This window comes from Embleya sp. NPDC025285, assembly GCF_055558835.1.
In genome coordinates this window covers 16,990-33,593 of sequence record NZ_JBVHLU010000111.1, presented here as the reverse complement: position 1 = coordinate 33,593, position 16,604 = coordinate 16,990, and the positions used below count along the sequence as shown (strand labels likewise).

The window sequence follows — 16,604 nt, the reverse complement described above, 5'->3', positions numbered from 1 at the left end:
CGCAAAACTGTTCGCAACACGGATTTGAAGAAAACTCTTGAGCAACAGCGAGCATTTTGCGGACTCGCCGTGTCGGCAGTCAACACCTCGACGGAGAAAGGTCCGCACCGATTCCGAAGGCCGGACGCAGGGTCTAGACCAATCCGACGAGGCAGTCGGAGCACGTCAGGCAAGACGGCCGGGTGCGTGTCACAGACTTCACTGTGGAGGTTTCCGGGGTGTTGCGACGGGCCTCGGTTCGGCGATCCGGTCACCCGCAGGGCTCGTTCGAGCAGCCGAATGGTGCCCAAACGGGCGATGGATTGCTTGATTTTGAGCGAATGTGCTAGACATCAAGCAACTTCGAGCAGTCACAGTGCATCCCGAGTTGCATCTGCGCATAGGAGTCGCATGCCCACCACCAACCCGTCCCGCACCACGGCCACGCTTGCACCGCTGCGGACCCACCTGGAATCCGAGGGAAACCGGCTCGCCGGCATACGCATCCTCACGCGGGACGCCGCGTCGGCCGGTGAATGCGTGATTGCCCTGGACGTCGGCGGCACGGGCATGAAAGGTGCGCTGTTGGACCGACGCCTGCGGCCGTTGGCCGCGGTCCGTCGGGCGACGCCGCGCCATGCTGGCCCGGACGCGGTGGTGGCCGAGATCGCGGCCGTCCTGATGGAACTCGCGGAGCGCGCCGAAGCCGGCGAACTGACGGTCTGCCGGGTCGGGGTCGTTGTTCCCGGGGTCGTCGACGAGGATCTGGCCCGTGCCGTGTATTCGGCAAACCTCGGATGGCGCGACCTTCCGCTTGCCGACCTCCTCCGGGAGCGGACCGGTCTTCCGGTCGTGCTCGGTCACGACGTGCGGGCGGGCGGCGCCGCCGAATGCCTGGTGGGAGCCGCACGCGGCGCCCGCTACGTGCTGTTCGTGGCGATCGGGACCGGCATCGCATCCGCCGTCGTCAGCGACGGGCGTCCGGTCCGGGCGAAGGGCTATGCGGGTGAACTCGGCCATCTCCGGATCGACCCGGATGGTGCGGTGTGCGGCTGTGGCGGCCGGGGCTGCCTGGAAACGGTGGCCTCCGCATCCGCGATCGCCGCCGCCTACACCGCTCGGTCGGGCCGACCGGTGAGCGGCGCCGAGGAGGTCGCCGCGCTGGTGGCCTGCGGCGATGCCGATGCGCAGGCCGTGTGGGACCGTGCGACCGAGGCGCTCGGCGCCGCGCTCGCGATCGCCACGACACTGCTCGCCCCCGAGTTGATCGTGCTCGGCGGTGGTCTCGCCGAGGCCGGTGAACTCCTCTTCGGCCCGGTCCGCGCCCGCCTGGCCGAAGGGCTGACGTTCCAGCGCCACCCGAGCCTGGTCCGTGCGGAGCTCGGCGACGAGGCGGGCTGCCTGGGCGCCGGTGTGTATGCATGGCGCGCAGTGGAGGATGCGCCCGGCCCGGCCCGTACCGAGGAACCGAGGCTTCTGTGATCCGCACCGACACGCTCAACGCCGCCCTCGACGTCACTTACGTCGTCGACCACGTCGACCACGTCGGCCACGTCGACCTCGTCGACCTCGTCGTCCCGAACTTCCGGTTCGCCTCGCTCACCCTCGCGGGGGCCTCGCGCGTGCCGGCGAATGAACACAACTGCGCGCAGTTTCCAAGCGGTCGACACGTCGCCGCCAACCCGGATGAAGTTGGGATCGCACCACATGCGTGAACTGATGCTCGTACGACACGGCGAAACCGAGTGGACTCGGTCCGGCCGACACACGGGCCTGACCGACATTCCTCTGACCGCAGAGGGCGAGGCGCAGGCCAAGGCCGTCGGGTCGCTGCTCGCGGGACGCGAGTTCGCGCTCGCCCTCGTGAGCCCGCTGCGGAGGGCTCGACACACGGCCGAGTTGGCCGGGATCACCGGGGGTGAGATCGAACCCGACCTGGTCGAGTGGGACTACGGCGGTTACGAGGGCATCACCACCCGCGAGATCCGCGAGAGCGTGCCGGGCTGGCTCGTGTGGCGCGACGGGGTGATCCCGGGCGACGCCGACCACCCCGGCGAGTCCATCGCCGACGTGGGCCGGCGGGTGGACCGGGTGCTGGCGCGGGTGCGGCCCGTGCTCGCGGGCGGTCACGACGCGGTGCTGGTCGCGCACGGGCACCTGCTGCGGGCGCTGACCGCCCGCTGGCTGGGGCTCCCGCCCGAGGACGGCCGGCTGTTCCGCCTGGAGACGGCTCGCCTGTGCGCACTCGGCTACGAGCGCGAAGAGCCGGTCCTGCTGGGCTGGAACATTTCATGACCCAAACTCCAGGCCGCGGTGTCGCGGGGTCCTGACGGGGAACTACGCCGAGGCTGCGAGCAGTTCGCCCACTCGGGTCACCGCCTCCTCCGGGGTGCCCGCGGTGATGGAGGCGCCGATGCCCACCGCGATCGCTCCCGCCGCGATCCAGCTCGGGGCGTGCGCGGGGGTGATACCCCCGATGGGCACGAACGGGATCTGCGGCAGGGCCGCGCGCATGTCGCGGAAGGACCCGGGGGTCCATTGGCTCGCGGGGAACAGCTTGACGGCGTGCGCGCCTGCGGTGACGGCCGCGATCGCCTCGGTGGGGGTGGCCACTCCGGGAATGGCGCTCGCGCCGTGGCGGTGCGCGGTCTCGACCACGTCGCGGTGCGCGGTCTTGACCACGTCGCGGTGCAGTGACGGCGAAACCAGGAAGCGGGCTCCGGCCGAGACGGCGGCGCGCGCCGACGCGGCGTCCAGCACCGTGCCGGCGCCGATCAGGGCGTCGGGGTGCTCGCGGGCGATCGTGTGGATCGCTTCCAGGGCGTCCGGCGTGGTCAGCGAGATTTCGACGACGCGCAGAGAGATCACCAGACACGCACGGGCCATGCCGGGCATGCCGCCTGGTCGACGTCGACCTCACCCTGCGGGCCCAGCCGCGCGATCCAGGCCCGCCGCAACTGCCGACCGGTCTCCGTCACAAGCCTCTCCTTCGGGTTAGGACATCGCGACGGGGTCACCCATGTCGACGTGTGGGACTGACACAAAGGCGAGGCGGGTTCGCGTTCGCGGACGAGCTACGGGCCGATCGACGCTCGAACCCGCCCACCGGAACGGTCATGGGCTTCGCGCACCCCCGGTTCCTGTCCGCCGACCGCGACGTTTGGGGACACCGGGCCGGCCGGGCCGGCCCGGCGGGACGCCGCGCGTGCACGGCCGCCCGCCGGCGCGATCAGCTTCTTCACTTGCTTCGGCAAGTACTTTGACTTGCCCGGGCAAGTGAAAAAGTGACTCATGCGGAGTTGCCGAGGCAAGTGATGCGAGTTTCCCGGGCAAGTATGATGAGGCTCATGGACACTCGGTCGCCCTGGCTCGACGACGATCAGCAGGACCTGTGGCAGGCGCTGCTGACGGTCGTCATCGCCCTCCCGGCGGCCCTGGACCGCCAGTTGCAGCGGGACGCGGGCATCTCCAATTTCGAGTACGGGGTCCTGGCCCGGCTGTCCGCGGCCGACGAGGCCACGATGCGGCTCGGTGACCTGGCCCGCCTCTGCGACAGCACCCTGCCCCGCCTGTCGAAGGCGATGGACCGCTTCGAGGCCCGCGACTGGGTCGCCCGCCGACCCGACCCCGGCGACGGCCGCTACACCCTCGCCACCCTGACCGACGCCGGCCGGCAGAAACTCGTCGAAAGCGCACCGGAACACGTCGCCCAGGTGAAACGACTCGTGTTCGATCCGCTCACCGCCGCGCAACGCCGCCACCTCGAGACCGCACTCACCCGCATCGCAGCCACCGTGCGCCGGGAACTCGAAGGAGGCTGAACACCGCCCTCAGGCAGGGTCATCCGACGGCTTTGCGACGCCGGTGACGGTTGACCAGAGTCTGGTGGCGGCGGACAGCGGTGTCGCAACGGAATTGGAAGTCGGCCCAACCCAACCCAACCCAAGCCAACCCAACCCAACTCGTCCTCGACCTGTCGGCAACCCTGCTCGATCCCATGACGGATTCCGTTCTTGCCTCGCGGTGCCCGCAGCCGGCGCGTCGGGGTCAATCGCGGACGGCGGAGCGCAGGAGTTCGGCGGCGCGGTGGGTGAGTCGCTCCAAGGTCGCGGGGGCGAGCGGGGTGGCTCCGGCGACGGTGACGGCGGCGAGGTCGGGTCCCATGCGGATCAGGATCGAGTCCGATACGCCGCGTCTTGTCGTGCCGTTCGCCGCGGTTGCCGCGACCTACGCGATGGTCGCGGCTTGCGCCGTCGACGAGTCCGGTGCGGCGAAGGGTCCCGAAGACGGCGAAGGCCCTGAAGTATCCGGCCACGTCCGCCCGATGGGCGGGTGTGACCGGCTCTTCAGGGCCGGATGTCGCGGGGCGCGGGTCAGGCGGCGGTGACCGCGCGGGCTGCGGGGCGGCCGACCGGGCCGGAGCGGCGGGCCTGGGCGGAGCCGCTGCGGCGTCCGCGTGAAGAGGAACCGCTGCCGGTACGGCGGGGGCGCTCCACCGCGGGCGCGGTGATGACGACCGGGATTCCGGAGGGCGCCTGGGCACCGGTGATCCGGGTCAGTTCGGCCTCGCCGGAGCGGACCTGGGTGATCTGCGGCGTGATCCCGGCGTCGGACATCAGGCGGACCATCTGGCGGCGCTCGCCGGGCAGGACCAGGGTGACCACGCTGCCGGACTCGCCGGCGCGGGCGGTGCGACCGCCGCGGTGCAGGTAGTCCTTGTGGTCGCTGGGCGGGTCGACGTTGACGACCAGGTCGAGGTTGTCCACGTGGATGCCGCGCGCGGCGACGTTGGTGGCGACCAGGACGGTGACGTGGCCGGACTTGAACTGGGTCAGGGTGCGGGTGCGCTCGGGCTGGGACTTGCCGCCGTGCAGCGCGGCGGCGCGGACGCCGCTGTTGAGCAGGTGCGCGGTGAGCCGGTCGACCGCGTGCTTGGTGTCGAGGAACATGATCACCCGGCCCTCGCGGGCGGCGATGTGCGTGGTGGCGGCGTTCTTGTCCGATCCCTGCACGTGCAGCACGTGGTGCTCCATCGTGGTGACCGCGCCGGCCGAGGGGTCGACCGAGTGCACGACCGGGTCGTGCAGGTACTTGCGCACCAGCAGGTCGACGTTGCGGTCCAAGGTGGCGGAGAACAACATGCGCTGGCCGTCGGGGCGTACCTGGTCCAGGAGTTCGGTGACCTGGGGCATGAAGCCCATGTCGGCCATCTGGTCGGCCTCGTCCAGGACGGTGACACCGACGTCGGCCAGCACGCAGGCGCCGCGGTCGAGGAGGTCCTTGAGCCGGCCGGGCGTGGCCACGACCACCTCGGCGCCGGCCCGCAGCGCGGTGATCTGGCGGCCGATCGGCATGCCGCCGGTCACCGTGGCCATCCGCAGTCGCAGCGAACGGGCGTACGGCGTCAGGGCGTCGGTGACCTGCTGGGCCAGCTCACGGGTGGGTACCAGCACCAGCGCGAGCGGGTGCCTGGGCTCGGCGCGCCGGCCGGCGGTACGGGCGAGCAACGCCAGGCCGAAGGCCAACGTCTTGCCCGACCCGGTCCGGCCACGGCCCAGCACGTTGCGGCCGACCAGCGAGTTCGGCAGCGTCGCCGCCTGGATCGGGAACGGCTCGGTCATGCCCAGACCGGTCAGCGTCGCCAGCAGCTCGGACGGCATGTCCAACTCGGCGAAGGAGGCCACCGCGGGCAGCGCCGGGGTGATGGTCACCGGAAGCGCGAACTCTCCCCGGACGCCGGAGGAGCGACGGCCGTAGCCGCCATGGCCACCGGAACCGCCCGTACGGCCGTAGCCGCCGGAGCGACCCGAGGCGCCGGAACGGCCGTAGCCGCTGCCACCGGAGGCCGAGCGGGCGTAGCCGCCGGTGCCGCCGCTGCGTCCGCGGGAAGAGGAGCTGTACGAAGAATTGGTGGAGCGGGCGTTCGGGTTCACGGGGAACCTTCCTCGACACGGCACGTACCGCGGAGACCCGGCAGCCGAAAGCCGCGCAAGGTATCACGAGAACGAGCCGAAATGAAAAGCAGAAACGAAGTGGGGCGAAGGAATTCGCGCGAACACACTTCGGAGGCGCGGCGCTGTGGGGAAAATGCGGCCGGCTGGAGCGGACCGGAAAGTCCGGGGGCGGTGGGCGGTGTGCGGTCGTAAGCCGTCGACTGCCGCCTACCGGGCGGGGGTACTGCGTCGCGTGCCATCGCCACGACCTCGGGAAGAGGGACGGGCGGCCCGCGGTGAAAATGCGAACGCCGTGGCAGGGCCCGCGACCTCACGGTGCGGCGGGCCCTGGTACGGCCGCCGAAAAGCGTCAGACGGGAACGATGTTCTCCGCCTGCGGGCCCTTCTGGCCCTGGGTGACGTCGAAGGAGACCTTCTGGCCTTCCTGGAGCTCGCGGAAACCCTGGGTGGCGATGTTCGAGAAGTGGGCGAAGACGTCGGGGCCGCCGCCGTCCTGCTCGATGAAGCCGAAGCCCTTTTCCGCATTGAACCACTTCACGGTGCCGGTGGTCGCCATGTCGTTCTCCTTCGTCTGGGAAGCAGTACCGGAATCCACACAGTGCGATTCCGCGTCGCCGCAAGGAGCCCACCCGGAGATGACCGGCCAAACAAAAAAATGCACCCACGGAACACGCCCGTCAGGTGCACACAAAGTTCATGGGTACCACAACTGCAACTGAGATCAACATAGCACGGATAGCGACGGCTTCGCGGACTTCGACGATCAACCGGTTCGATGATCGGCGATTTCGGGGACGGCGACGCGCCCCGGCCGATGGCGTGTTCGAACATCCACGTGTTCGTTTGTCCCGAGCCCGAGCCCGAGCCCGAGCCGGAGCCCGAGCCCGAGCCGGAGCCGGAGCCCGAGCCACGGGTTGACCTTGACCCTGGGGGAAAGCCCAGCATCGGTACCGAGCACGCGGGCGTCGGCCTCGGCCTGGCAATCGTCAAAACCATCACCCAGGCACACGACGGAACACCCACCCTGACCCCGCGCTCCGCCGGTGGGATCCGGGTAGGTGTGGAACTACCCGCGATTCTCAGGTGATGGCGACCGTCCGCTCGGCCGCATCGGATGAGACGAAGGTGGGAAGCCGCCGGACCGAGGATGGGGCCGTCGTGGTAGTCGAACGCGGCGTCGAAGCCGAGTTCGTCGACCGGGACTGGGCCGCCCGTTTTACCCCTGCCACGCGCTCGTGATGCCCGGTAACGGAGGCCCGCCGTCGCCGGCGAATCGATCCGGGTTCGCCAAGGTCGACGTTTTCCGTCGAACCGTCAGCACTGGGCGGCGATCCAGGCGTCCTCGACCGTGTTCAGATCACCCAGCCGGTAGGCCAGGCCGGCTTCGGCGCACTTCCAATCGACGTGCCCGTCTTTCCACTTGATCGTGATGCGGGCGTCCGCCCAGGTGCAGTTGTAGTACCAGTCGCCGTACTGCGGGAGGCTCTTGTGGTGCGAGAAGCCGCACTTCATGTAGTCCCCGGCAGCGGGCTCGGCGGGAGCCGCAGGCGAGGCCGAGGCGGCCTGACCCGGCGCGGCGACGGCGCCGAAGGCCAGCAGGGCGGCCGTGCCGAGCATGGTGAGTCGGTTGCTGCGCTTGCGCATGAGTTGCTCCTTGAACGCATGAACACATGAACTGTGAGCGAGGGCCGGAGCCGACGCGGCTCAGGGCCCGGGGCACTCGTACGCGTAGTTCGCCTCGACGTTCTCCTGGAGCGTCGAGATCCAGTGGTAGCGGGTGGACCCACCGGCCGCGAGCGCCTGGCATGCGGGGTCGAAGTGGTAGTCGAGCTGGACCGTGACCCGGTCGATGTGGCGTCCGCAGTCGTTGCGGACATCGGCCCACCTGTCGAAGATCGTCGGATGGCCGCCACCCTGCTTGGTGATCACGAGGCAGGCGGTGCGCGGGCCGTCGTCCGCGGGTACGGCGTCCGCGGCGCCGGCCGGGGCGGCGGCCGCGGTGGCGAGGAGCAGCGCCGAGGTGACGAAGGCGAGCGCGGGCGGCAGGAAACGGCGTCGGTGCATAGCGGACTCCCTGAGACGTGATGGCTGAATGGTCGGGCCCGCAACCAATATTGATCACATCGGGAGGTCGATCGACCTCATGGCGTGAAGACGCCATCCGTTCAGGGTTGAACGATCGGCGTGGCGGCTTCGCCGAGGCGGTGCCGCGCCGACACGGTCATGGGGAGTAGGCCATGGCGGACGCGACGCCCGGGGCGTGGGCATCGCGCAACCACGGAACGCAAGGGCGTCCCCGGTCTACGGCCGGAGTGTCAGGTCGCGTTGGTACCAGGTGCCCGGCTTGCCGCCGAGGTCGGCCGGGTCGGCGGGTCCGACCGAAACGAACCCGGCCTTGGTCAGCACCTTTTGGGACGCGGCATTGGCAAGAGCGGTGGCTGCCCGCAGTGTTCGCAATCCGTGCCGCACCGTCGCCAGCCGACACAACTCTCGGACGGCCGCCGTCGCCACGCCGCGGCCGGCGACGTGCTGCGCGACCCGGTAACCGAGGTCGGCGGCGCCGTCCTCGAGGTCGTACAGGTTGAACCGGCCCAGAACCGAGCCCTCCTCGGCGACGAGCACGTAGAAGGCGCAGACGCCGGCCTCTTGTTCAGCCAGCAAGGCACTGTGCCGGTCGGCGAAGTGGTGGTAGAACTCGTCGCCGCGGTCGGAGACCGAGGCGGCGAAGTAGGCACGGTTCGCCAGCTCGAAGGCCAGGACCGCCGGGGCGTGGCCTGCATTCAGCTGCTTCAGCTCGGGCATTGCGCAACTCTATCCGGGCGGCGTGCCGAGGCCACCTGAGTTCCCATCAGCGGCGGACAGCCCGAAGACCATGGTTGCTTCGGCTTGCGTGATGCCTTTCGCGCGGTGCGGTGCAAATGCCCCTCGAGGTCAGACGGGCGGCATCAGATCGCTCTCGCTGACGGTGTAGGTCAGCGGGGGGTAGAGGAAGTCCGTTTCATTGTTCTCGCGGCGCCGCAGTCGGTAAAACTCGCGCCTCTGCTCATCGTCGGCCGAAACGAGGCGCGCACCCTGCGGGAGGTATACCTGTCCGTCGCGAAACCGCACGAAGGTCTTCGACGTCCGAAAGGTTACACCCAACCATTGGTTCTCCGCCGTCCGGGCGGTGGGCGTGTCCAATACGATTTTGTGCCTGAGTCGCCGATTCGAGTCGACAGAGAACGCGACGATACTGTTGTGGGCGAGGGGGATCTCGAACTTCTCGCCACCGGACCCCTTTGATTCGAAGATCAGCTTCCTCGGCGGGCTCGCTTCGGGATGTCGGTAGCAGGAGAAGACGGCGATGAACGACTCGTCGGCCAGGTCGAGGGCCTGGTCGGAATGACTGCCCATGGTTGTGTAAGCGTTCGTGTAGCTCTCGATGAGAGCGTTGTTGAAGCCGACCGGAAGCGCCGCACGTTCTTGAATTCGTTGTGCCAACCGTTCGTGCACCGCCCGGAAACGCTGCGCCGGGCTGCTGTATCGAGTGGTAGTCCGTACGAGAGGTACGCCACCCACCTCGTCGATCCGGGTAAGCGCGGCGCCTTGCCGGCCTTTACCCACCTCTTCCAAACGAGCCGACGCGGACAGCTCCGCAAAGAGATTCTCCTCGGTTGGCAAAGCGCACGAGAGAATCTCATCCGAGATCCTAGACTCTGGGGGCAACGTAGTCTCCCGTGTTCATGCTGAAGAGAAATTCGTCGCCGTAGTCAATGAAGGACGAGGTCTTGTTTTCCTCGGCGTACAGCCTGCGCAGCTCGTTCATGCCGGCCGGTGTGGGTGGCCCCAGTTTCACCACATCGCGGGCCATTTTGAGGAACGTGTGGCCGTCCTTGTGAACGGCTTCGGCGCTCGAACAGCGAACCACGTAGCCCAGGCGGGTCGGGAGCAACTCGGCGTCCAGCGTTGAGGGCCGGATTTCGTGCGTATACAGGCGGTTCGTGGACAGCGGCATGAAGAACACGGAGCCGGGATAGAGGGTCAGGGTGAACTGCGAGGGGAGCGCGACCCCGTCGCGTTCCTCGGTCTGCTCCTTGAGGCGAAAGTGGAGTTTGGTCAGCCCACTGCCACCTTTCACTCCGTAATCGAAGGCGTCCTCGGCCAGGGGCCGCAGTTTGTCGAGCCCGTCATAGAAGGTGCAGAACGCCATGATGCCGTTGGCGGGCATGTCCTTGGTCTTGTCGGCGTGGGCCGAGATCTTGGCCTTGGACTGCTTACGCTCGGCCGTGGCCAGGGTGTTGTGGTAGATCTGAGCGAGGACGTGATTCAGCGGTGCCTGGTTCCGGAAGACGGCGGCGGCCTCGCGGTTCAGAGCCTCGACGATGCTCGTGTCGGTCGGGCGAAAGCCCTCGGTGGGCCCCGAGAGATTCGTGGAGCACCGGAGCAGGCGGAAATGTAGTTCATCGCCGTCTTGTGTGACAGGCGTCAGGTAGATTCCGCTGCGATGGGCTGTTCCCGGCTTGGTGGACTCCGTCAGGGACTGGAACGCGTGCTCTGCACGGATCCGCCCGAAGTGATCGGCACCGAGTCCGAAAAAGCGGCGGTAGTACACGCCGACGCCGTGTACTACGACGGGAACTCGGCCGAGGTCGACGAGGGTCCAAGATTTGTCGATGTCCTCGTGGTGACCGTGTGATAGCTCCCGGATAACGAATACCCGGGCTGCCGCATGCAGTTGGCTGCCGCTGATGCGAGATATATCGCCGCACAGGTAGACGGTCTTCTGCGCGAGGTCGGCCGAACCGGAAGCGAGGTCCTCCGGCGTGATTGTGGACCCGAAGAAGTCCCTGATCAAGTCATTGTCTTGCACCATCGAAGGTGCAACCAGGATGTTGCTCGCATCCTCGATGCAGGCTTCGGTAGGCTCTGTTGTGTACATCGAACGGTACCTGTCATTCGCAGATCTTGATGAATTGTTCAAAACCGTGGACATGACAACGGCCCGCACTCTTTCATTTGCGTTGCGAAGCGCAAACGAAAGGAGACGGACCGTTTAACTCTCGATGCTCTCACGGGGGCTCGACAGCGGGCAACGGGTTTGCTGTACGGGCGGTGTGCGGGCTGCGCCGGCCGGTGTCCTGTGTCCTGCCCGGGTGTGCGGGCCGGGCCCGGGTGGGGCGTTGCGATGGGACAGGATCCGGGACGTGCGGACCGCCCGCTTGAGTGCAGCGGCCTCCTCGCCCCGGCGGACCTCTCCCGGGGTGCGCAAGGACGGGCCGGGTGGCCGCCGCGTTCCAGTCGGCGAGGACTGTGTCCGTGCGGTGCCGGATGGTGCGCCCGGCCGGGGCGCCGGATCGTGCCGACGGCGTGGAGGAACCCGGGGTTCGTGGCGTTCGTGGGCCGGCGCCGTGTGGGCCGGGGTTACAAGCAATCCACCCGAATATGTGCTCGACGGAAGATGGGACCGCTGTGCGGCGGTGTCCGGGAATTTTACCAACTCGTGAGTTGCCCATTGCGAAAGTAAAGAGTTGGTCGAGTCAACGGTCATGCTTCCCTGTGGCCGCACGGAATTCCCGGCCCCGGTCACGAGAGCTCCCCGGCGCCCGCGTTCGGAAATGTATGAAACGAGATCGAAAGTGACGCGATCCGGGCCGTCGTTCACCGTTTCGGACCAGAGCCGAAGCGCAGAGCACGTCGTTGCCCCGGCGTGACTTCCCGAGCTTCCGCCTCCGTGGCGGTTCCGCCCACGCTCGCCCAACGCACCTTCCCCATGGGGGATTGGGTACTCACCCCTCGCGCGGCGACCTTCCTCAAACGGTCTCCCTACGCGTACATCGAGCGCCCCGGCTATCGCGTCCTGCTTCGTCATTGCTCCGCCGACATGGAGCAGTTCGCTCTGACGATGGTGTTGCTCGCGGCGGAGTACTCGCGCCGACTCGACGACGTCCTGGACGATCCGCGATCGTGAATCCCGGGACAATCCACCGAGCGTTGAAAATGTGTATTCGGCACCCGGCAACGCCCAACCCTTGAACGAATCAGGCCCATGTACGAAGGTTATGGATACGACCCGTACCCCCCGCCCGGCATGCAATTCCCTCCCGGCGCCGCATCGTTCCCCGGCGTGGCGGAGTGGCCGCCACCGGGAGAGGCCGCGTCGTTCGACGGGCTCGCCTCGTCGTTCGCGGTGGTGGGGGATCCGGGATTCGAGGCCGACCTCGCCCGGCTCCTGGGGAACCAGGCCGAGGAGGCTCCCGCCACCGTCGAACTCTCGGCTCCGATCCGGGTGCGCGGCAGTCATCGCCGGCGGCCCCCGGAGGCCGCCCTGCCGGCCACCGGTGCGCGGCGATTGGATCGACTCAGCAGCTCCATGGTGGTGGTCAGCGTCCTGCTGGTCGCCGTGATCAGTGTGCTCGGCGCGGTGATCACCCTCGCACCGCTACGGCACACCGCCGGCGCCACCAACGGCCCGGCCCGATGGTGGCCCGTGCTGGTCCAGGGACCGTGGGTGGTGGCCTCGCTGTCGATCCTGCGGTCCAGCCTCCACCGCCGCCGGGCACTGCACTCGTGGATCGTGGTCACCGCTTTCGCGGGCCTGTCCATGGCGCTGTCCGTCAGCCACGCCTCCATGACCGTCCAGGGCGTCGTCGTCGCCATCCTTCCCGCGGTGGCGACCACGGCCTGCCTGCATCAGCTCGTGCGCCAGATCACCCTCACCCGACCACCCCGACGATCCACCGCCGTGCAACGCCGCGAACCCCCACCCTGAAGCGTGCCCGTTCGCACGAGCGGCGCGATCGTCTCGCGGCGTCGTTGCCCGCCACTCCACAAGACCCACTGAACCGAAATCGGGCGGCGCCGGCAGGCGCCGCCCGATGTGCGATCGTCGAGACCGCCCACGAGCCCGATGGGTGTTCGTGGCCGGCGTCCGAACGGGTGACGGCACTGGAATGCCCGGCGGCGGGTGTATCCGGGAGGCTATCGATGGGAGGCGTGGATCGAACATGTGAGGGCGCGCGGTCGTTGCGCGAGATGTCGTCCGGCCCGGGTGTGCCACGGGCGGGGCTCTCCGGGGTCGACGGTGACGTTCCTTGGGAGGTCCGGACTCCGATCTTCGCGGACCTGGTTCGGGAGTGGGCGGCGGAGGGCCGGGAACTGCCCCCGTTCGTCCCGTCATTCGGGATCTGTGGGGTCTGTCGTGTACGACATCCGCCGCCGCCGGGCGTCGCCGTGGTCATCACGGCGCCCGCCTCGGGAGCGGGGGAGAGGGTGCGTGCGCGCATGGCGGTGGGGCGTCGTGTGCCGCGGTAACCGCGTCGGTGGGACCTACGACGGCCGGGGCGATCGTGTTGGTGTGCGCATCGCGGTGAGGATCCCCGCGGCCGGGCCCGCGAGGATTTCGGCCCGGACGCCGCGGAAACCGTCCGCCGGCGGTGGCCTTGCGGCCCCCGCCGGCGGAGCGGTTCAGACGCCGGAGGGGACCTCGGCCTTCTCGTCGGACCCCGTTTCCTTACCCTCGGCCGCCGCCAGCTTGCGGTTGCGCCGGACCGAGGAGAAGAAGGACCAGCCGATCAGGACGACGCCGACGAGGCCCGTGATGACCTCGTGGATCTCGTACTGGATGGTGACGAGCAGGATCGCGGCGAGGGCGCCGATCGCGTAGTGCGCGCCGTGCTCCAGGTAGACGTAGTCGTCGAGGGTGCCCTGACGGACCAGGTAGACCGTGAGCGAGCGGACGTACATCGCGCCGATGCCCAGTCCGAGCGCCATCAGGACGATGTCGTTGGTGACCGCGAAGGCGCCGATGACGCCGTCGAAGGAGAAGGACGCGTCCAGGACCTCCAGGTAGAGGAACATGAAGAACGCGGCCTTGCCGGCCATCACGACCGCCGGGACCTTCTTGCCGGTCCTCTTGGCCTCTTCCTCGGCCTCGTGCTCGCGCTCCTCGTCTTCCTCGAGCTTGTTCTCGAAGTAGCCTGAGAGGCCGCCGACGATCAGGTAGGTGACCAAGCCCGCGATACCGGCGATCAGGACGGTCTCCGCCTTGTCCACATGGATGCCGCCGTGCTGGTGGGCGTTGGTGGCGAAGGTCATCGCGGAGGCGAGCAGCACGATGAGCGCGATGCAGACGGAGAGCATGTCGACCTTGCCGAGCTTGGCGAGCGGACGCTCCAGCCAGCCGAGCCACTTGATCTCCCGGTCCTCGAAGATGAAGTCGAGGAAGATCATCAACAGGAACATGCCACCGAAGGCGGCGATCGACGGGTGGGCGTCGGTCACCAACTGCTGGTACTTGTCCTTGTCGTCGAGCGCGAGCCGTACCGCTTCGATCGGACCGATCTTGGCGGTGACGGCGACGATCACGACCGGGAAGACCAGGCGCATGCCGAAGACCGCGACCAGGACGCCGATGGTGAGGAAGATCTTCTGCCAGAAGGCATTCATCTTCTTCAGGACCCCGGCGTTGACCACGGCGTTGTCGAAGGACAGCGAGATCTCGAGGATGGACAGGATCGCCACGACCCCGAAGCCGGTCCACCCCCCGTAGAGCATCGCTGCGACCAAGCCGAGCGCGGTGACCGCGAACGACCAGCCGAACGTCTTCAGAAGCACTGGCTACCCCAATCGTTTTCTGTACGGGGCTCCCCCGCGCCGTACCTGGCTTTACGAAACGTTGACCCGGAGTCTAGGGCGTTGCCCCGCGGCCCTGACACCTACCCGGCCCAACGGCTCGGAACTTCCGCTCGCCGCCGAGCCGGTAGACCTCGCCGAAGATCATCGCCGCCGCCGTGAGCGGGTGAGGATTGCCCTGTGCGACGCCGACGCGGTCGGCCCGATCGCGGCCCGCGTCTGCGGACGGGCTGCGCCGGGACCGCCCGCTGCGGGACGTGGAGCCCGCCACGCCCGCCACCTGTCAACCGGAGGCCGGAGGGTGGGGCGACGGCCCGGCGCCGGCAGCGGCGCAGACCGATCTTCGCCGTCGACTCCCGCGCGGTCCCGGCCCACCTCTCCCCACCCGCGCCACCGGATGGGGACCGGGCCCGGGGGATAGCGCGGACCTGCCACGACGTTCGACCCAAGGGGCGCGGTCCACTTGCCGCCATCCAACAATCTCATTGCACCGCATGGGAAGGTTTCCTAGAGTTCCGACAATGTTGCCCCCTGTGAAGACCGATGCGGAATGGGACGCCGTCGTCGCGGACGAAACGGTGATGCGACCCGGTGTCGAGGACATTTGCGCCCGTCTCGGTTTCGCGGGTGCGCCGCTGACCCGGTTTCCCGACGGAACGCAGCCCGTCTACGCGGTGGGCGCGGAACACGTCCTCAAGCTGTTTCCCTCGTCCGCCGCCCGGGACGGCGTCGTCGAAGGCCGCGTTCTGTCCCATATCCAGGGGCAACTGCCGATCCCGACGCCCCGGGTACGCGACTTCGGCCCGTACGAAAACGGCTGGCAATACGTCCTCATGTCCCGACTGCCCGGTGAGAACCTCGCGCGGGCCTGGCACAGCGTGCCCCAGGACGACCGCGAACGACTGGTCACCGAGATCGGTGCGGCACTCGCCGTTCTTCACTCGCTCGACACCGAGCCTCTGGGCGACGTGCTCGGCCCCGGCGACTGGGGCGCGTTCATCGATCGACAGACCGACACCGCCACCGCCCGGCAGCGCGCCCATGGTCTCTCCCAGGCTTGGCTGGAACAGATTCCCGCGTTCCTGGCGTCCGTATCCCTGCCCCGCTCGCCGCACCGCAGCCTCCTGCACACCGAGGTCATGCGGGCTCACCTGCTCGTCGATCCCGACGGATGGCGCCTGACCGGACTCTTCGACTTCGAACCCGCCGCGATCGGCGACCGCGCCTACGACTTCGTCGGGGTCGGCCTGTTCGTCACCGGCGGAGACCCGGCGCTGCTCACCGGACTCACGACGTCCTACGGACGCGACTTCGATCCTCGTGTGCTTCTCGCCTACACACTCCTGCACAGGTACAGCAATCTCCCCTGGTACATGCGCGAACTTCCCACACCCGCCGAAGGAACCCTGGACGCCCTCGCCGAAACCTGGTTCGGAACCAGGTGAGGCGACGTCGAGGCCGCGTTGGGAAGTGCGAGCGAGAGGCTCGCGCTTCGGCCCGGGCGGGTACGGCGGGTGTAGTCGGGCCCGAAGCGCCGACGCAGTAGGGAAGCGCCGGGCTCCTTTGGCCGTACCGGTTTGCGACGTACGGTCACCGCAGGCTGCGTGGAACGGGCACGACAGTGCGCGGAACGCGGTCGACGACGGACTTCGACGAACGAAATCCGGTGAACCGGTACGACGCGACGCCTTGTTTCTCCGGGTGGCGGTCGAGGAGCAGGCGGAGCCGCGCGGACTACTAATACGAAAGAACTAGCGTTAATGTATCCGCAGTGCCGGATGCGCGCACCACGCCGTACCCCGACTCCAGTCGAACGCGCACGTCCCGAGCGGGGTTCGGCCCCTCCTACGCCCGGGGTCGATCATGTTCACACCTGGCATACCGATGGACGACATTGCGGACGCGGAGTTCACGGGCGTCGACGACGCAGCCTGTCCCGACGATCCTCCGCGGCCCTCGGACTCTCCGGAGGACTCGCCCACGTTCACGACATGCGGCATGCGCCGAGACGGGTTCGATGCTCGGAACAGGAGGACGTCCCGGCCCTGGGGCACGTACTGC

16 protein-coding genes and 1 pseudogene are annotated in these 16,604 nt (G+C 68.4%); 8 read left to right on the top strand and 9 right to left on the bottom strand.

Annotated features, from left to right (window positions below):
• The first annotated feature begins 390 nt into the window (after positions 1-390).
• The 3 genes from ACZ4FV_RS43450 to ACZ4FV_RS43440 are packed head-to-tail and all read left to right on the top strand — an operon-like array spanning position 391 to position 2,274.
• Complete coding sequence (locus ACZ4FV_RS43450) at positions 391-1,461, top strand: ROK family protein (protein WP_465326365.1); 1,071 nt, start codon at positions 391-393, stop codon at positions 1,459-1,461.
• Entirely contained in the window at positions 1,458-1,694 is a 237-nt protein-coding gene (locus ACZ4FV_RS43445) for a hypothetical protein (protein ID WP_402241933.1), read from the top strand. The genes ACZ4FV_RS43450 and ACZ4FV_RS43445 overlap by 4 nt, the downstream gene beginning before the upstream one ends.
• Positions 1,687-2,274 (top strand): histidine phosphatase family protein, encoded by a 588-nt coding sequence (locus tag ACZ4FV_RS43440; RefSeq protein WP_402241936.1) that lies wholly within the window; start codon positions 1,687-1,689, stop codon positions 2,272-2,274. Before ACZ4FV_RS43445 ends, ACZ4FV_RS43440 begins: the two co-directional genes overlap by 8 nt.
• A gap of 42 nt (positions 2,275-2,316) precedes the next feature.
• Here ACZ4FV_RS43440 and ACZ4FV_RS43435 read toward each other — a convergent pair whose 3' ends face one another.
• Positions 2,317-2,865 (bottom strand): bifunctional 4-hydroxy-2-oxoglutarate aldolase/2-dehydro-3-deoxy-phosphogluconate aldolase, encoded by a 549-nt coding sequence (locus ACZ4FV_RS43435; RefSeq protein WP_402241938.1) that lies wholly within the window; start codon positions 2,863-2,865, stop codon positions 2,317-2,319.
• 461 nt (positions 2,866-3,326) lie between these two features.
• Here ACZ4FV_RS43435 and ACZ4FV_RS43430 point away from each other — a divergent pair, with 461 nt between their 5' ends.
• Entirely contained in the window at positions 3,327-3,800 is a 474-nt protein-coding gene (locus ACZ4FV_RS43430; RefSeq protein WP_395874352.1) for a MarR family winged helix-turn-helix transcriptional regulator, read from the top strand.
• A 552-nt stretch (positions 3,801-4,352) separates the two neighbouring features.
• Here ACZ4FV_RS43430 and ACZ4FV_RS43425 read toward each other — a convergent pair.
• Both ACZ4FV_RS43425 and ACZ4FV_RS43420 read right to left on the bottom strand, forming a co-directional pair.
• On the bottom strand, positions 4,353-5,912 hold the full coding sequence (locus tag ACZ4FV_RS43425; RefSeq protein WP_395874354.1) for a DEAD/DEAH box helicase: 1,560 nt from the start codon (positions 5,910-5,912) through the stop codon (positions 4,353-4,355).
• A 370-nt stretch (positions 5,913-6,282) separates the two neighbouring features.
• On the bottom strand, positions 6,283-6,489 hold the full coding sequence (locus ACZ4FV_RS43420) for a cold-shock protein (RefSeq protein ID WP_402241941.1): 207 nt from the start codon (positions 6,487-6,489) through the stop codon (positions 6,283-6,285).
• Positions 6,490-6,882: 393 nt separating this feature from the next.
• Here ACZ4FV_RS43420 and ACZ4FV_RS43415 point away from each other — a divergent pair.
• A pseudogene (locus tag ACZ4FV_RS43415) lies at positions 6,883-7,020 on the top strand (two-component sensor histidine kinase); the annotation flags it as partial.
• 227 nt (positions 7,021-7,247) lie between these two features.
• Here ACZ4FV_RS43415 and ACZ4FV_RS43410 read toward each other — a convergent pair.
• The 5 genes from ACZ4FV_RS43410 to ACZ4FV_RS43390 form a co-directional block, all read right to left on the bottom strand.
• Positions 7,248-7,577, bottom strand: coding sequence for a hypothetical protein (locus ACZ4FV_RS43410; RefSeq protein WP_465326361.1), 330 nt, complete (start codon positions 7,575-7,577; stop codon positions 7,248-7,250).
• Between the two features lie 60 nt (positions 7,578-7,637).
• Positions 7,638-7,997, bottom strand: coding sequence for a hypothetical protein (locus tag ACZ4FV_RS43405; RefSeq protein ID WP_395874362.1), 360 nt, complete (start codon positions 7,995-7,997; stop codon positions 7,638-7,640).
• A gap of 237 nt (positions 7,998-8,234) precedes the next feature.
• Positions 8,235-8,735 carry a GNAT family N-acetyltransferase gene (locus tag ACZ4FV_RS43400; RefSeq protein ID WP_465326358.1) on the bottom strand — a complete coding sequence of 167 codons (501 nt, stop codon included), beginning with the start codon at positions 8,733-8,735 and terminating at the stop codon, positions 8,235-8,237.
• Positions 8,736-8,864: 129 nt separating this feature from the next.
• Complete coding sequence (locus tag ACZ4FV_RS43395) at positions 8,865-9,638, bottom strand: alpha-ketoglutarate-dependent dioxygenase AlkB family protein (protein ID WP_395874366.1); 774 nt, start codon at positions 9,636-9,638, stop codon at positions 8,865-8,867.
• Positions 9,622-10,851, bottom strand: coding sequence for a hypothetical protein (locus ACZ4FV_RS43390; RefSeq protein ID WP_465326355.1), 1,230 nt, complete (start codon positions 10,849-10,851; stop codon positions 9,622-9,624). The genes ACZ4FV_RS43395 and ACZ4FV_RS43390 overlap by 17 nt, the downstream gene beginning before the upstream one ends.
• Before the next feature lie 792 nt (positions 10,852-11,643).
• Between ACZ4FV_RS43390 and ACZ4FV_RS43385 the strand changes: the two genes are divergently transcribed.
• Both ACZ4FV_RS43385 and ACZ4FV_RS43380 read left to right on the top strand, forming a co-directional pair.
• Positions 11,644-11,880, top strand: a complete 237-nt coding sequence (locus ACZ4FV_RS43385) for a hypothetical protein (RefSeq protein ID WP_395874370.1) — start codon at positions 11,644-11,646, stop codon at positions 11,878-11,880.
• Positions 11,881-12,036: 156 nt separating this feature from the next.
• On the top strand, positions 12,037-12,681 hold the full coding sequence (locus ACZ4FV_RS43380) for a DUF2637 domain-containing protein (protein ID WP_402241951.1): 645 nt from the start codon (positions 12,037-12,039) through the stop codon (positions 12,679-12,681).
• 695 nt (positions 12,682-13,376) lie between these two features.
• Here the strand turns inward: ACZ4FV_RS43380 and ACZ4FV_RS43375 are convergent.
• The gene (locus tag ACZ4FV_RS43375) at positions 13,377-14,525 is read right to left on the bottom strand and encodes a DUF475 domain-containing protein (RefSeq protein ID WP_395874374.1); all 1,149 of its coding nucleotides are present in this window, start codon (positions 14,523-14,525) and stop codon (positions 13,377-13,379) included.
• Between the two features lie 539 nt (positions 14,526-15,064).
• Here ACZ4FV_RS43375 and ACZ4FV_RS43370 point away from each other — a divergent pair.
• Complete coding sequence (locus ACZ4FV_RS43370) at positions 15,065-15,988, top strand: phosphotransferase family protein (protein ID WP_465326352.1); 924 nt, start codon at positions 15,065-15,067, stop codon at positions 15,986-15,988.
• Positions 15,989-16,604: the final 616 nt, after the last annotated feature.

Bases quoted from the DNA above. Each gene is read 5' to 3' on its own strand.
- ACZ4FV_RS43450 (WP_465326365.1), top strand. From the start codon at position 391: ATGCCCACCACCAACCCGTCCCGCACCACGGCCACGCTTGCACCGCTG.
- ACZ4FV_RS43440 (WP_402241936.1), top strand. From the start codon at position 1,687: ATGCGTGAACTGATGCTCGTACGACACGGCGAAACCGAGTGGACTCGG.
- ACZ4FV_RS43435 (WP_402241938.1), bottom strand. From the start codon at position 2,865: ATGGCCCGTGCGTGTCTGGTGATCTCTCTGCGCGTCGTCGAAATCTCG.
- ACZ4FV_RS43430 (WP_395874352.1), top strand. From the start codon at position 3,327: ATGGACACTCGGTCGCCCTGGCTCGACGACGATCAGCAGGACCTGTGG.
- ACZ4FV_RS43420 (WP_402241941.1), bottom strand. From the start codon at position 6,489: ATGGCGACCACCGGCACCGTGAAGTGGTTCAATGCGGAAAAGGGCTTC.
- ACZ4FV_RS43410 (WP_465326361.1), bottom strand. From the start codon at position 7,577: ATGCGCAAGCGCAGCAACCGACTCACCATGCTCGGCACGGCCGCCCTG.
- ACZ4FV_RS43405 (WP_395874362.1), bottom strand. From the start codon at position 7,997: ATGCACCGACGCCGTTTCCTGCCGCCCGCGCTCGCCTTCGTCACCTCG.
- ACZ4FV_RS43400 (WP_465326358.1), bottom strand. From the start codon at position 8,735: ATGCCCGAGCTGAAGCAGCTGAATGCAGGCCACGCCCCGGCGGTCCTG.
- ACZ4FV_RS43390 (WP_465326355.1), bottom strand. From the start codon at position 10,851: ATGTACACAACAGAGCCTACCGAAGCCTGCATCGAGGATGCGAGCAAC.
- ACZ4FV_RS43370 (WP_465326352.1), top strand. From the start codon at position 15,065: ATGTTGCCCCCTGTGAAGACCGATGCGGAATGGGACGCCGTCGTCGCG.